This window comes from Pseudomonas fuscovaginae SE-1 (genome assembly GCF_000364705.1).
Lineage (GTDB): Bacteria > Pseudomonadota > Gammaproteobacteria > Pseudomonadales > Pseudomonadaceae > Aquipseudomonas > Aquipseudomonas fuscovaginae_A.
Genome location: NZ_AQOH01000311.1, coordinates 1 through 15,353 on the forward strand (window position 1 = coordinate 1; position 15,353 = coordinate 15,353).

Sequence of the window (15,353 nt, forward strand, 5' to 3'; positions counted from 1 at the left end):
TGCCGGTGTTTAAGTTTTTTGGGGGGGATATGTACACCAAACAACAGTTCCCCCAAAAACGCGAGGCAAAAAAAAGGGCGACCGAAGTCGCCCAAAATGCCTTGCGTGCTCGTTCTCTGAAAAGACCTAAGGTTTCTTCCTCTTATGTGAGTCTTTCCAGATAAAAAATCCAAATCCGCCGAGGAACACCACCATGAGGCCGACTGTCAGCACTCCGGCAATTACCACGTTATCGAAAAACATGACTGGCCTCCTGCACTCGCCCTGTTGCGATGTGGCTAAGTTACCCAAACGGGCGTGGAGGAAAATTGACCGGCGTCAATGCCACCCGAAACCGGGCGCGGGGAAAGGAAATTAACTGACTTGCATCAAGTTTCAGCGCAGATATCAGCGCTTTTTCGGCTTGTTCTTCGGCTTTTTCTTGCCCTTGCCCAACGGCATCGCCTGTTCGAAGGCCTGCCGCACCTCATTCAGGCGCTTCTCGTTCAAGTCATGGACACGCTTGGCGCGCTCCGCATTCAGGTCGATCAACTTGTCATCTTGGCTCATGGTCACTGCATCGCTATCAGTCGAAATCAGCCAGGGCCCGTTCCCCGACTCACGCATACCCCAATAATGCGGGCAAGCGTCAGCGCTGACCAGCCGGGAAATGCTCGAGCTATGTCCGCAACGCCAGTTTGCGCGCAAAATCGTCCATTCCGCCTGCCCCGCAAAGGATCGTTGAAGTGACATTGCCCAAGGACCTCCCGCCCCTGCTGGCCCTTCGCGCCTTCGAATCGGTGGCCCGCCACTTGAGCTTCATCAAGGCCGCCGACGAACTGTCGGTCAGCCAAAGCGCAGTGAGCCACCAGATCCAGAAACTCGAACAGCACCTGGACCAGCGCCTGTTCATCCGCCGTACCCGCGCCATCGACCTCAGCGAAGCCGGCAGCCGTTATTACCAGCAAATCCGCCCGGCCCTGGAACAGATCGCCGAAGCCAGCCGGGAACTCCGTGCACCGACAGCCCCACGGGTGCTGCGGATCGGCCTGCTGGCGTCCTTCGCCACGCTCTGGCTGGCACCGCGCCTGACCGACTTCATCACCCGCCACCCACACATCCAGGTTGCCCTGGAACCGTCAATCCAGCTGGCCGATGTCGCCGGCGCCCAGGTTGACCTCGCCATCCGCTATGGCAAGGGTGGCTGGCCGGATGTCGAGGCCCGGCGGCTGATGAGCGAACGCCTGCTTCCCGTCTGCAGCCCGGCCTACAAGGCCGGCGCCAGCGGGCCAGGTCCGCTGCTGATGGCCCAGGCCCGGCAACCCTTCGAGTGGATCGACTGGGCCCGACATCATCACTTCGACCTGCGGCGCTACCCCACAGCCATGCTCCATGATTACAACATCGTGGTCGAAGCGGCCATCGCCGGCCAGGGTATCGCCATGGGCCGCCAGCGCCTGATCGACCGTCGACTCAGGGACGGTTCACTGGTGCCGGCCTTCGACAGCGAGCCCTATGAAAGCGAGATCGGCTATTGGCTGATCAGGCCCAATGCCACGCTCTGCGCGGAAGCCGAATCCTTCTGCGCCTGGTTGACGGCACAATGCGCGGACACATGAGCCAATCAGATACGTCCGATTGAATCTATCCGTTTGTCGGCCAATTCCGTGCCGAGCATGCTGAAACCTTCTTCTTCCAGGAGGTTTCCCCATGAGCCACTCGCTCTCCGATCGCATCAACCAACTGGGTCTGAGCCTGCCGCCCCCCAGCCAGCCGATTGCCAACTATGTGAATCACGCAATCAGCAACAACCAACTGTTCATCTCCGGACAGATTCCCCTGCAGAATGGCCAACCCGCCTGCATCGGCCGCCTGGGCGATACCCTGAACGACGAGGAAGGCGCCAGGGCCGCCGAACTGGCGGCACTCGGCCTGCTGGCGCAATTGCGCCACGCCATCGATGATGACCTGTCGAAACTGGTGCGCATCGTCCGCCTCGGAGTATTCGTTGCGGCCAGTCCGGACTTCAAACGCCAGGGGGTGGTCGCCAACGGCGCATCCAACCTGCTGGTCAATGCCCTGGGCGAGAAGGGTCGCCACGTCCGTACGGCTGTAGGGGTCTCCAGCCTGCCCAGTGGCGTCGCCGTGGAAATCGACGCGATCTTCGAGTTGCAGCCATGATCACCGACGATTGGTCGGAAAGCGAAATCGCCCATCTGCGTGCCATGACCCCCGGCTGCTCGCGAGTGATTCACTTCAATCACGCCGGCGCCTCGCTGCCCAGCCAGGCCACCCTGAAGGCCATGACCGCCCAGTTGCAACTTGAAGCGGAGGCCGGTCCGATGGAAGCCGGCATCCAGGGCGCGCGGCTGGAAGATGAGGCCCGCCAGGCTGCCGCCGAGCTGCTCAACACCACCCCCCGGAGCATCGCTTTCGCCAGCAGCGGCTCGGCCGCCTGGGGCCAGGCCTTCGCCGCACTGGGCCCCTGGCGCGCCGGCGAGCGGATCCTGGTCGGGCGCCATGAGTGGGCCGGCAACCTGGCGAGCATGGCCGCAGCGGTCAAGGCCGGCGCCCGTCTGGAAGTGATTCCCTGCGATGAAACCGGGGCGGTGTCGGTCTCCTCTCTGGAACAGATGATCGACGCCCGCGTGCGCCTGATCGCCCTGACCTGGCTGCCGGCCAATGGCGGCCTGATCAACCCGGCCGAGGCTATCGGCCAGGTGGCACGACGCCACGGCATCGCCTACTTCATCGACGCCGGCCAGGCCCTCGGGCAACTGCCCTGCGATGTGCGGGCCCTGGGATGCGACGTGCTCAAGGGCGCCGCCCGCAAGTTTCTCAGGGGGCCGCGAGGCACCGCCCTGCTGTATGTGCGCGAAGACTTTCTCGAACGACTGACACCGCCTTGTCTCGATGTGCTGTCCGCCCCCTGGGACGATCAGGGATTCAGCCTGCGTGGCGACGCCCGGCGCTTCGAAACCAGTGAACGCTCACTGGTGCTGATGGCGGGCCTGGGCAATGCGCTGAAGGAAGCCAATCAGCTCGGTATCCTGCGTATTCGCGCAAGGATTCAGAAACTGGCGACAAGATTACGCGATGATCTCTGCAAGATTCCCGGCCTTGAACTGCAGGACCTGGGGCTGTCCAGCCAACAATCGGGACTGATCGCATTCACTCTGGAAGGATGGGATGTCTTTGCGCTGAAACAGCGGCTGGCCGACAGCGGTATCAACATCGGTGCCAACGGTACCGCCTACACCCCCTTGGACATGCAGGCACGTGCACTGCCGGCGGTGGCGCGGATTGCACTGAGCTATCTCAATACCGAACAGGAAATCGGGGTAGTGCTACAGGCCCTGGAGGAACTGGCCCGGGAACCTCGTCAGACTTCGACATCGACCAGCAGGCCCTGACGTGGCTGGTCGTCCATCAACGGAACCACTGGAACGGTGTTGTCAGCGTTGAGTTCGTCGCCCGGCACGGCCAGGTGGCGCTCCGGATCGTCCTCGGCTTCGGCCTCACGCCGGCGCTGTTGTTCATGCTGGCGCCGCTGCTCTTCGCGCAACTGCCATGCGGCCTCCTCCGGGTCGCGCTTCTGCAGATCGATGGTGCTTTCGTTGGAGCTTTCCTGCACGGACACCACAGGCGGAATATCCGGTCGCGGGCGGATCGGGTCCTGCTGGGAAGTGACCGGCACGGCACTCAGGGGTAGCATCGGTGGCAACATGATATTTTCTCCTGTCGGACAAGCTGTCGGCCGCGGCCGGGGCGACTTGAGCCGTCAGTCGCGAAACTGTGACCCTGTTATCGCTAAAGGGTGCAATACGTTCCGACGAACGTCATGCTGAACCCAGGTCAATCCGAGCCAGCCTTCTTTGGGCGATCCATCCTTTCGATCAAGAGCCTTTGGCCTGAAAGCATCGATTCCGTTAAGATAGCCGGCTTTTTCAAGGCGGGAGTCAGGCAGCATGGCGCAGCAGTATCAACCGGGGCAACGCTGGATCAGTGACAGCGAAGCCGAGCTGGGTTTGGGCACCGTTCTGGCACAGGATGGCCGCTTGTTGACCGTGCTCTATCCGGCCACTGGCGACACTCGCCAGTACGCGCTAAGGAATGCGCCCTTGACCCGCGTGCGATTCTCGCCCGGGGACAGCATCACCCATTTCGAAGGGTGGAAGATGACCGTGCGCGAAGTCGAGGATGTCGACGGGCTGCTGGTCTACCACGGCCTCAATGCGCAGAACGAGACCGTCACGCTGCCGGAAACCCAGTTGTCGAACTTCATCCAGTTCCGCCTGGCCAGCGATCGCCTGTTCGCCGGGCAGATCGATCCGCTGCCGTGGTTCTCGCTGCGCTACCACACCCTGGAACACACCAGCCGCCAATTGCAATCCCCGCTCTGGGGTCTTGGCGGCGCCCGTGCGCAGCCCATCGCCCACCAGTTGCACATTGCCCGTGAAGTCGCCGACCGTATCGCGCCACGGGTCCTGCTGGCGGACGAAGTGGGCCTGGGCAAGACCATCGAGGCCGGCCTGGTGATCCATCGCCAGTTGCTCTCCGGTCGCGCCAGCCGCGTGCTGATCCTGGTCCCGGAAAACCTCCAGCACCAGTGGCTGGTGGAAATGCGCCGGCGCTTCAACCTGCAGGTCGCGCTGTTCGATGCCGAGCGTTTCATCGAGAGCGATGCCAGCAACCCGTTCGAGGACACCCAACTGGCCCTGGTGGCCCTGGAGTGGCTGGTCGAGGATGAAAAGGCCCAGGATGCGCTGTTTGCCGCCGGCTGGGACCTGATGGTGGTCGACGAGGCGCATCACCTGGTCTGGCATGAAGACAAGGCCAGCCCGGAATACACGCTGGTCGAACAACTGGCCGAGACCATTCCCGGCGTGCTGCTGCTGACCGCCACCCCTGAACAGTTGGGCCAGGAGAGCCACTTCGCCCGCCTGCGCCTGCTCGATCCGAACCGTTTCCACGACCTGGCCGCGTTCCGCGCCGAAAGCGAAAACTATCGCCCGGTGGCCGAAGCGGTGCAGGAACTGCTGGACCAGGGACGCCTGTCCCCGGCCGCACACAAGACCATCCAGGGTTTCCTCGGCAACGAGGGCGAGGCGCTGCTCACCGCGGTCAACGACGGCGACAGCGAAGCCAGCGCCCGCCTGGTGCGCGAACTGCTCGACCGCCACGGCACCGGCCGCGTGCTGTTCCGCAACACCCGCGCCGCCGTGCAGGGCTTCCCGGAGCGCAAGCTGCACGCCTACCCGTTGCCGAGCCCGGACGAATACCTGGAACTGCCGCTGGGCGAACACGCCGAGCTGTACCCGGAAGTCAGCTTCCAGGCCCAGGCCGAAGGCGGCGACGAAGAGCGCTGGTGGCGTTTCGACCCACGTGTCGAATGGCTGATCGACCAGTTGAAAATGCTCAAGCGCACCAAGGTGCTGGTGATCTGCGCCCACGCGGAAACCGCCATGGACCTGGAAGATGCCCTGCGCGTGCGCTCCGGCATCCCGGCCACGGTCTTCCACGAAGGCATGAACATCCTCGAACGCGATCGTGCCGCCGCCTACTTCGCCGACGAGGAATTCGGCGCCCAGGTGCTGATCTGCTCGGAAATCGGCAGTGAAGGCCGCAACTTCCAGTTCGCCCATCATCTGGTGATGTTCGACCTGCCGGCGCACCCGGACCTGCTGGAACAGCGGATCGGCCGTCTCGACCGGATCGGCCAGAAGCACGTGATCGAGCTGCATGTGCCGTACCTGGAGACCAGCCCGCAGGAACGCCTGTTCCAGTGGTACCACGAGGCGCTGAACGCCTTCCTCAATACCTGCCCGACCGGCAACGCCCTGCAGCACCAGTTCGGCCCGCGCCTGCTGCCGCTGCTCGAAGGTGGCGACGACGGCGAATGGCGGAAGCTGGTGGACGAGGCCCGCGCCGAGCGCGAGCGCCTGGAAGCCGAACTGCACACCGGCCGCGACCGCCTGCTGGAACTCAACTCCGGTGGTGCGGGCGAAGGCGAGGCGCTGGTCGAGGCGATTCTCGAACAGGACGACCAGTTCGCCCTGCCGATCTACATGGAAACCCTGTTCGACGCCTTCGGCATCGACAGCGAGGACCATTCGGAAAACGCCCTGATCCTCAAGCCGAGCGAGAAGATGCTCGACGCCAGCTTCCCGCTGGGCGACGACGAAGGCGTGACCATCACCTACGACCGCGGCCAGGCGCTGTCGCGCGAGGACATGCAGTTCATCACCTGGGAACACCCGATGGTGCAGGGCGGCATGGACCTGGTGCTGTCCGGCTCGATGGGCAACACCGCCGTGGCGCTGATCAAGAACAAGGCGCTGAAACCGGGCACCGTGCTGCTGGAGCTGCTGTACGTCAGCGAAGTGGTCGCTCCGCGCTCGCTGCAACTGGGCCGCTACCTGCCGCCGGCCGCCCTGCGCTGCCTGCTGGACGCCAATGGCAACGACCTGTCGCCACGCGTCGCCTTCGAGACCCTGAACGACCAACTGGAAAGCGTGCCCAAGGCCAGCGCCAACAAGTTCATCCAGGCCCAGCGCGACAGCCTGGCGCCGAAGATCAACGCCGGCGAAGCCAAGGTCGCCCCGCGTCACGCCGAACGCGTGGCCGAGGCACAACGTCGCCTGGCCGCCGATACCGATGAAGAGCTGGCGCGCCTGACCGCGTTGCAGGCGGTCAACCCGAGCGTGCGTGACAGCGAGCTGGTGGCGCTGCGCAAGCAGCGTGAGCAGGGCCTGGCGATGCTGGAAAAGGCCGCGTTGCGCCTGGAAGCGATTCGGGTGCTGGTCGCCGGTTGATGTAAACGGGCACTGGGGGAGACGGGATTCGCGCAGGGCTTCAGGGCCCCTGTTCGCGGATAAATCCGGCTCCCACAGGTCCAGTGGCGATCACAAAATCCGTGAACACCGCCCCCCTGTGGGAGCCGGATTCATCCGCGAACCGGTCTCCCCCACCCAACTGATTGTCAGGCCGTAACAGGGGCCCCGCCCGCCTGTTCCTGCTCCATCCCTTCGCGCATCCGCGCCGCATCCCGACTGAAACAACGCGCCGCCTGGAACAGGAACAGCAGCGTCAGCAGCAACGCCGCTGGAATCAGGTACATCGCATCATGCAGTCCCACGGCCTTGAACGACTCGGTCATCTGCTGCGCACCCGCCGCCAGCATCGCCGCCTGGGCGAAATGATCGGACAGCAGGCCGACCACCACCGGCCCCAGCCCGCCCCCCAACAGATACAGACCGGCGAAATACACCGCCATCGCCATCGCCCGCAGCCGTGGCTCGACCACGTCCTGGATCGCGGTATAGACGCAGGTGTAGAAGTTGTAGGCGAACAGCCAGCCGACACTGAACACCGCGACGAACACACCGATCTCGATCCGTCCGGCATGCAGCGCCCAGGCTGTGGTCAGGGTCGAAACCACCAGGCTCACGGCCGCGAACAGCAGGCGCCCGTTGGCGATGCGCTGGTGGATCTTGTCCGCCACCCAGCCACCCAAGGTCAGCCCGACCAGGCCGGTCAGGCCGACGATCACCCCGGTGGCCACGGCGGCTTCCTGCAATGGCATCTGGAAGTAGCGCTGCAGCATCGGCACCAGGAAGGAGTTGCAGGCATAGGTGGCGAAATTGAACGTCAGCCCCGCCAGCACCAGCCAGAGAAAAGTCGGAATCGCCAGCAGGCGCCGCACCGGGCGCTCGATCCGCGTCTGGGCGACCTGTACGGTCTCCGCCGCGCCGCGCTTGGGTTCCTTGATGAAGAACATGAACAATGCCAGCACCAACCCGGGTACCGCCGCGATGAAAAACGGCGCTCGCCAACTGTCGAATGCCTTGACCATCGCACCGATGGTGAAGAACGCCAGCAACAGCCCCAACGGCAGGCCGAGCATGAAAATGCCCATGGCCCGCGCCCGGCGATGGGCCGGAAACAGATCGCCGATCAGCGAGTTGGCCGCCGGCGCATAGCTGGCCTCGCCGACACCGACGCCCATGCGCACCAACAGGAAGCTCCAGAAACTGCCCACCAGGCCATTGACCGCCGTCAGTCCGCTCCACACCGCCAGCCCCCAGCCCATCAGCTTGCTGCGTGAACCGTTATCGGCCATGCGCCCCAGGGGCAGGCCGGCGATGGCATAGACGAGGGTGAAAGCCGTGCCGATGATACCGATCTGAAAATCACTCAGGTGCCATTCCATGCGAATCGGCTCGATGATGATCGCCGGAATGGTCCGATCGAAGAAATTGAACAGGTTGGCAAGGAACAACAGGAACAGAATGCGCCAGGCATTCGCCGCTTGGGTCGAGTTCTGCATGGGGTCCGTCTCTTTATTGTTATGGGGCTTGGCTGCTGGGTTGCGCCCCTTCAATCTAGTCAGCCGAATATCGCCTGTCTGCCACCATTCGCGGCGCTGATACCGACCAATGGAGGCTCTATCGGACCCCATAAAAATACTTGTAACACCCCCTTACAAAGCCGTGGCCGAAGCCTAGAATAGTGCCAAACTCCCTCCCTTCCTCTTTCCTCCGTTGACCTTCCATGTCCGATGCTAATCCGTGTCTGAATTGCGGTGCCTGCTGTTCCTATTTCCGTGTCTCGTTCTATTGGGGAGAGTGCGTGTCGGGCGGCGGCCTGGTACCCGACGAACTGGTCAGCCAGATCAGCCCGAGCCGCGTGGCCATGAACGGTACCGAAGGGAAAAAGCCGCGCTGCACCGCCCTCGAGGGTGAAGTCGGCAAGGGCGTCAGTTGCTCGATCTACCACCAGCGCTCCAGCCCCTGCCGCGAATTCGATGCCGCCTGGGTCAACGGTGAGCCCAACGAACGTTGCGATGCGGCCCGTGCCGCCTTCGGCCTGCCACCCCTGGAACCCGGGCAGCAGCCCGACTTAGTAGCAATCGCTATTTAGTTCATCGCCAAATCATTGGGAGCACTCCACCATTAGGGCTCCCGGCTCCAGGCGAGCCTCTATACTCCAAGCCATTGGTCGGCGCGCTGCGTCGGTAGTCCAAGGTGTGGAATAGGACAGGCTATGGAGTGGCTGGGGTTGCATTTTGTCGAAAAACTTCCCGAGCAAGGGCAGTTGCTGCTCGACTGCAGCCACGATCCGCTGCTGGTCATGCTCGCCTATCTGGTGGCCTGTGCGGCGGGCTTCGCCACGCTCGACATGGCCGAGCGTGTCGGTCACGTCGAGAGACCGGCGCAACAGCGGCTCTGGCGCTGGGTCGGCGCCTGCTGCCTGGCGGGTGGCATCTGGGCCATGCACTTCATCGCCATGCTGGCGTTTCGAACACCCATCGCGATGAGCTACGACCTGCCCACCACCATGATCTCGCTGTTGATCGCCCTGTTCGCCTCGTTCCTCGCCATGCACACCCTCGGTCGATCTGAGCTGCGCCCGTCCCAGACCGTTCGCGCAGCCCTGTCGATGGGACTGGGCATCGCCGCCATGCATTACGTGGGCATGTCGGCCCTGCGTTCGACTGCACAGCAGTACTATGAGCCCGGCCTCGTCGGCCTGTCGGTATTGATCGCCATCGGTGCCAGCCTGGCGGCCTTGCTGCTGGCCAGGCACTTTCGCACCGGCAGCGGCATCTTCCATCAACTGCTCAAGTACAGCGCCAGCCTGGTCATGGGCGCCGCCATCGTCAGCATGCACTTCACCGGCATGTGGGCGCTGCGCCTGGTCATCCCGGAGGGCGACATCCCGACCGCTGCCGTGCAGAACAATCACCTGCAACTGGGCATGACCATCGCCCTGATCACCCTGCTGATCATCGGCAGCAGCGTCAGCGCGGCCCTCTCCGACAAGAAGCTGCAGCACAAGGAACAGGACCTGCGCCGGGTCAACGCCCTGCTCAGCCAGTTGGACCAGGCCCGCCTGTCCCTGGCCCAGGTCGCCCACTACGACCCGCTGACCAACCTGATCAACCGCCGCGGCTTCAACCAGATCTTCGCCGAACGGCTGATCGAACGCGGTAGCAACAATGGCATGCTGGCGGTGATGTTCCTTGATATCGACCACTTCAAGCGGATCAACGACAGCCTCGGCCACGACGCCGGCGACGAATTGCTCAAGGTCATCGCCGCGCACATCAAGAGTGCCACCCGCAGCCATGACGACGTGGTCGCCCGCTTTGGTGGCGACGAATTCTGCATCGTCATCAGCGTGCACAAGCGCGACGAGGCCCGGAACATGGCCCAGCGCATCATGCAGAAAATGAAGGAACCGATCGAACTGGCGGGCCGGCGCATGGTGATGACGACCAGTATCGGGATAGCGGTCTTCCCCGAGGACGGCCAGACCTGCGATGAGCTATTGAAGAACGCCGATCTGGCGCTGTACCAGTCCAAGGAAGCCGGACGCAACAGCCTGCATTTCTTCAATGCCAACCTCAAGACGAAGGCGACCCTGGAACTGCAACTGGAGGAGCAATTGCGCCTGGCGCTGCGCGAGGGCCGCGAATTGCAGCTGTTTTACCAGCCGATCTGTTCGGTCAAGACCGGCCAGGTCGCCAAGCTCGAAGCCCTGGTACGCTGGAATCATCCGCAGCACGGGCTGCTGGCCCCGGACCGCTTCCTGCACATCGCCGAAGCCAACGGCCTGATCGCCGACCTCGACAAGTGGGTCCTGCGCACCGCCTGTCAGGACCTGGCGAAACTGGACGAACAGGGCTGCGGCGACCTGATGGTCAGCACCAACTGCTCATCCCTGAACCTGGCCCGCGAGGAACTGGCCGACGATATCGAAAGTATCCTGCGCAGCACCGGCGTTTCAGCCTATCGACTGGAACTGGAGGTCACGGAAAACGCGCTGATGGGCAATATCACCAACACCCTGCAACTGTTGCGGCAGATGCGCACTCTCGGCGTCTCGCTGTCCATCGACGATTTCGGCACCGGCTATTCGTCCCTGGCCTACCTCAAGCGGCTGCCACTCAATACCCTGAAGATAGATCGTTCGTTCATCCTCGACATCCCCAAGTCGGCCCCGGACATGGAGATCATCCAGGCGATCATCGTCATGGCCCATACCCTGCACCTGCAGGTGGTCACCGAAGGCGTCGAGACCCAGCAGCAATACGAGTTCCTTGCCGAATACGGCTGCGACTACATCCAGGGCCACCTGTTCAGCCGGCCGGTGCTGTTCGAAGAGTTGCCCGGCACCATCAGGCAGCTCAACCAGCGCCACGCCTCCAGCGCCACGCCGCTCAATCCACCGGCGACGGCTCGCGATACAGATTCACCAGGGTCGCGGGATCCTTTTGCAGATTCCCCTGGCTACCATGCAGGCGCATCAACTGTGCGGCCAATCCGCTGATCGGCGTTGCCGAGCCCTGCTCGCGGGAGAACTTCACGGCACCGTCCAGATCCTTGAGCAAGGTGCGCACATGCCACTTGATCGGTTCGAAGCGGCTCTCGGCCATCTGCGGGGCGAGGATCTGCAACGGCCTCGAGTCGGCAAAACCGCCGCCGAGCGCTTCGGCCAACAGCCTGGCATCCACCCCGGAACGCTCCGCCAGTGCCACCACCTCGGCGATCACCAGGGCATTGCAGGCAACGATCATCTGGTTGCAGGCCTTGGTCACCTGCCCGGCGCCCACCGCCCCCATGTGCGTGACGCGCTGGCCCAGAGTCAGCAGTACCGGGCGAACCCGCTCCAGATCGACCCCTTCCCCGCCGACCATGATCGCCAGGCTGCCGGCCTCGGCACCGGCAGTGCCACCGGAGACCGGTGCATCCAGCCAACGTACGCCACGCTCGGCCAGCAGGCGCGCGGCCATTTGTCGCGTCGCCGTGGGTTCCAGGCTGGAAAAATCCACCAGCAGTTGCCCTGCCTTCATCGCCTGCGCCACCCCGTCGACACCAAAAACCACCTCCTGCACCACCACGGTATCGGCCAGGCACAGCATCAGCACATCCGCGTGCGCACAGAGTTCGGCTGGCGTCGCGACCTGCCGCGCCCCGGCCGCCACCAGTTCGGCGCATTTGTCCGGCGAACGGTTCCACACCGTCAGGGGATACCCCGCGGCCAGCAATCGGCGGCACATCGGCAGCCCCATCAGGCCGATTCCGGCGAACCCCAGGGCAGGTAGTACAGAATTCATAAAAAGTTCCCCGTCAATTAAAGAACGTCAAATACTGGCCGATTCAACGATATCCAGAACAGGGTTCGCCCCTAGGGAAACCTAGGGCCAACCCCTATCGATCGAGCCAATATCGCGCGTTAAAGTCGCGATCTCTCACCGTGATGGCGCGTTGATATCCCCTCGACCGCCCAACCAGACCAGGCATATGGCGCACAATGACCTCCAAAAATAACCCAGCCAACGCAGTACCCGATCTGATGTCGCCCGCGGTCGTGGAAAAAACCTACAAGGCCTACTCGACGCCACGTCCATTGGCGAGCCAGCAGTACCTTTATTTCACCGAAACCAATACGGATCGTATCCTCGACAATCTCGACGGTCTGCGCGACCTGGTATTTCCGCGCCCGCCGCACCTGGAGGTGGAAAACGAAGCCCGTCGCGAGCAGGAGTTTCCCTCGGTCTGCCTGATCGGCCTGGGCCGTTGCGGTTCGAACATCGCGCTGGATGTCGCCGAACTGGTGTACAACGCCCGCAAGTTCTATCTGAACGAATTCAACAACGACGACAAATCCGCCGACAAGGGCTACCGCCCCGCCCAGTGGATCCGCAACAACCTGCGCCTGGTCCAGAACAAGTCCGCCAAGCCGGTGTTCCTGGTCGAACCGCTGGTGATGCTCGGCGACCTGGACAAGGACATCGCCGGCCGCATCCGCTTTTCGCGCAAGGGCGAGAAAAGCGGGTTCATCCGCGACTACAGCAAGATGAAGATCATGGACCTGTCGGAGGTCCATGCCGGTGGCGCGGGTAACGCACCGATCCTCGGCCAGTACCTGGCCAAGATCATCCTGAACAAGGACACCCAGCGCTTCTCCAGCCCTGACTGGAAGATGATCCACTCGTACCTGATCGACTCCTGCGGCATCAAGGCCAACCAGTCGCGCCTGTATTTCTCGATCTTCAGTGCCGGCGGCGGTACCGGTTCGGGCATGGCCTCGGAGTTCGGCCTGGCCCAGCAGTACTCGTACATGAACAAGACGTTCGACACCAAGCCGATGGACGAACACGACAGCAAAAGCGGTCATTCCTTCGTCTTCGAGCCGATCTTCACCAGCGGCATCTGCGTGCTGCCGAACATTTCCGACCATCGCAGCGAAATGTCCGAGGCCCTGCACATCAACGCCGGTCGCCTGCTCTGCAAGTACCTGTCGGAAGAATGGGACTTCTCGTACAACTTCGACAACGAAGACAGCAGCGAAGCCAGCGTCATGGGCCGCATCCGCCCGTGGAACGCGATGATGCTGATCTCCAACGACATCATGCGTTATGCCGAAGAGAACGATGACGGCAATATCCAGAACATCGATGTCAATGCCATGGAGAAGCACGCCAACCAGTACATTTCCCAGCAGATCTTCAACATCCTTACCGCCCAGGCGGTGACCACCGACTACGACCAGAACTACTTCCGGCGGGCCGGCATCGATATCGGCGAGACCATCCGCCTGGATGCCAACGACCTGTTCATGAGCCTGGCAGGTCCCGTGGCGATCGCCTACGCCGAATCGGTGGTGCCGGAACAGCCGACGCCGACCGGCGACAAGTTCAAGGTGTTCGAGAAGGAACAGCAGCGCCTGAACATCGATGACCTGTTCTTCCGCTCCATCGATCTGCCGCACTTCAACAAGGTCACCCAGGCCATCGAGGGCATCAGCCTGCTGCCGATCGAGTCCAAGCGCTATCGTGCCGCCCTGGAGCAGTACAAGGCCTCGGGCTACGACGCGGCGGCGCTGCATGATCTGCACTTCTTCAAGAACTGCTCGTCGGTGGTCTCGATCGTCTCGTTGCCCAAGGACTACAAGCTGTCCTACATGGACCTGAACCGGCTCAAGACCCATCTCAACAGCCTGTTCCCCAACACCACGCTCAAGCGCTACGCGCTGGTGATCGGCGCCTCGGCCAACCTGTCGCTGACCACGCTGATCGCCAAGAGTCCGTGCCTGTCGGACGATTTCCTGACCCTGATCGTGGCCTTCATCAAGCGCTGCTTCGCGCGCAACCCGTACCGTTTCGACGATACGCTGGACAATTCGATGCTCGAGTTCATCACCCGCGACGAGTTCGACGAAGGGCACATCGACGACCTGCTCAACGAGTTCGAGAACCCGGCGAAGATCCTCGATACCAACTGGTATGCGATCAAGCCGATGTATGAGAAGAAGTACCGCGAGTTGATCAACGACAAGGACAAGTTCGTCTCGATCAACGACATCCGCCTGTCACGCGATTGCGTGAAGAAGGCGATCAAGTACCTGCGCGAGATCTATCGTCACCGCATCGGCAAGACCAAGGTCATTTCGCTCAACAGCCACACTGGCCGCACCGAGTACTGAGGCCTGGGGCCAAGATCATCCTGTAGGAGCCCGGCTTGCCGGCGAACGGGCCCTTGAGGCCGCCAGAAGCTTCGCCGGCAAGCCGGGCTCCTACAGAATCGAGTGTCGTGGCAGGGAAGATGCGATGTTCCCATCAAGGGTTGTGGATTTTCTCCACGGGCAAACTGCCATTACTGCGCCGTGCGGTTACTCGCCTACACACTCATGGGCCATAAATGCATAACGCATATGCACCATTACGGCGCCATACGTCACCGCTATGCCCTCTCCTGGATCATCACCCAGGGCGATACCACCACCGCCCACAGGCTCGGATCACGCTCGAAAAGGTCTTGAGCCCGCGATTCAGACACCTTGGCCAGCGCTCCGCCGGCCAACCAGTCCGCCACTTTTCCGGCCTGGTTCTCGGCCATGGCCTCTGCGGCGGCGACCAGATCCAGCGACGGTTCGACCCACAATAGGGCACCCCGGGCAAAGAATGGTTGCAGCTCCTCCCAGCGGATAGATGCGGTTTCACCAAGCAGCTTGGCATAGAGGGTGCTAGGTTCTTCAATCATGGGGGTCTACCTGAAAAAAATCGGCGCAATCATAACGTCACGATCCAGGTAGAAAAACCCGGATGTAAAGGTTGGGGTGAAAGAGGGATCAGGGTGGCAGGGATTGCCGTGAAAGCTCAGCAACATTCAGATAATAATCTGCATGGCCATCTGCCGCTATTCTGTCTCTTTCTTTCATTTAGGCGACATCCCCCGATTTTGTCCCTGGCTGCCCGCTATCCAAGCGATAAACGAGCGCTCTAAACTGTATCGGTACAGTTGCCAGGTGAAATCGGGGCGTCAAACCCGGTTCTGCTGCCTCGGCGCCAGGACTATAAAAATTAC

At 62.4% G+C, this 15,353-nt stretch carries 13 protein-coding genes; 7 read left to right on the forward strand and 6 right to left on the reverse strand.

The features are described 5' to 3' along the window. Positions 1-126 precede the first annotated feature (126 nt). Both ccoM and K675_RS33450 read right to left on the reverse strand, forming a co-directional pair. Positions 127-243, reverse strand: coding sequence for a cytochrome c oxidase subunit CcoM (gene ccoM / locus K675_RS33990; protein ID WP_010449458.1), 117 nt, complete (start codon positions 241-243; stop codon positions 127-129). 144 nt (positions 244-387) lie between these two features. Further along, on the reverse strand, positions 388-549 hold the full coding sequence (locus K675_RS33450) for a hypothetical protein (RefSeq protein WP_017906116.1): 162 nt from the start codon (positions 547-549) through the stop codon (positions 388-390). Between the two features lie 176 nt (positions 550-725). On the opposite strand from K675_RS33450, the gene K675_RS0124560 reads away from it, so the two are divergent. The 3 genes from K675_RS0124560 to K675_RS0124570 all read left to right on the forward strand — a co-directional run bounded on the left by K675_RS0124560 (position 726) and on the right by K675_RS0124570 (position 3,392). Next, a complete protein-coding gene (locus K675_RS0124560; protein ID WP_017906117.1) occupies positions 726-1,598 on the forward strand; it encodes a LysR substrate-binding domain-containing protein in 873 nt (290 codons plus the stop codon). A 91-nt stretch (positions 1,599-1,689) separates the two neighbouring features. Continuing rightward, positions 1,690-2,160, forward strand: coding sequence for a RidA family protein (locus K675_RS0124565; protein ID WP_017906118.1), 471 nt, complete (start codon positions 1,690-1,692; stop codon positions 2,158-2,160). Further along, the gene (locus tag K675_RS0124570; protein ID WP_017906119.1) at positions 2,157-3,392 is read left to right on the forward strand and encodes an aminotransferase class V-fold PLP-dependent enzyme; all 1,236 of its coding nucleotides are present in this window, start codon (positions 2,157-2,159) and stop codon (positions 3,390-3,392) included. The genes K675_RS0124565 and K675_RS0124570 overlap by 4 nt, the downstream gene beginning before the upstream one ends. Here the strand turns inward: K675_RS0124570 and K675_RS0124575 are convergent. Then, on the reverse strand, positions 3,362-3,706 hold the full coding sequence (locus tag K675_RS0124575; protein WP_017906120.1) for a hypothetical protein: 345 nt from the start codon (positions 3,704-3,706) through the stop codon (positions 3,362-3,364). The genes K675_RS0124570 and K675_RS0124575 overlap by 31 nt on opposite strands. 241 nt (positions 3,707-3,947) lie before the next feature. On the opposite strand from K675_RS0124575, the gene rapA reads away from it, so the two are divergent. Next, on the forward strand, positions 3,948-6,794 hold the full coding sequence (rapA, locus tag K675_RS0124580) for an RNA polymerase-associated protein RapA (RefSeq protein WP_017906121.1): 2,847 nt from the start codon (positions 3,948-3,950) through the stop codon (positions 6,792-6,794). Between the two features lie 167 nt (positions 6,795-6,961). On the opposite strand, the gene K675_RS0124585 is transcribed toward rapA, so the two are convergent. Beyond that, entirely contained in the window at positions 6,962-8,308 is a 1,347-nt protein-coding gene (locus K675_RS0124585) for a spinster family MFS transporter (protein ID WP_017906122.1), read from the reverse strand. A 224-nt stretch (positions 8,309-8,532) separates the two neighbouring features. Here K675_RS0124585 and K675_RS0124590 point away from each other — a divergent pair, with 224 nt between their 5' ends. Beyond that, on the forward strand, positions 8,533-8,901 hold the full coding sequence (locus K675_RS0124590) for a YkgJ family cysteine cluster protein (protein WP_026145511.1): 369 nt from the start codon (positions 8,533-8,535) through the stop codon (positions 8,899-8,901). A 123-nt stretch (positions 8,902-9,024) separates the two neighbouring features. Continuing rightward, the gene (locus K675_RS0124595; protein ID WP_017906124.1) at positions 9,025-11,313 is read left to right on the forward strand and encodes a putative bifunctional diguanylate cyclase/phosphodiesterase; all 2,289 of its coding nucleotides are present in this window, start codon (positions 9,025-9,027) and stop codon (positions 11,311-11,313) included. Here K675_RS0124595 and K675_RS32530 read toward each other — a convergent pair. Further along, positions 11,204-12,100, reverse strand: coding sequence for an NAD(P)-dependent oxidoreductase (locus K675_RS32530; RefSeq protein WP_080635396.1), 897 nt, complete (start codon positions 12,098-12,100; stop codon positions 11,204-11,206). The genes K675_RS0124595 and K675_RS32530 overlap by 110 nt on opposite strands. Before the next feature lie 197 nt (positions 12,101-12,297). Between K675_RS32530 and K675_RS0124605 the strand changes: the two genes are divergently transcribed. Continuing rightward, the gene (locus K675_RS0124605) at positions 12,298-14,472 is read left to right on the forward strand and encodes a hypothetical protein (protein WP_017906126.1); all 2,175 of its coding nucleotides are present in this window, start codon (positions 12,298-12,300) and stop codon (positions 14,470-14,472) included. 257 nt (positions 14,473-14,729) lie between these two features. Here K675_RS0124605 and K675_RS0124610 read toward each other — a convergent pair whose 3' ends face one another. Then, positions 14,730-15,029 (reverse strand): DUF2288 domain-containing protein, encoded by a 300-nt coding sequence (locus tag K675_RS0124610; RefSeq protein WP_017906127.1) that lies wholly within the window; start codon positions 15,027-15,029, stop codon positions 14,730-14,732. Positions 15,030-15,353: the final 324 nt, after the last annotated feature.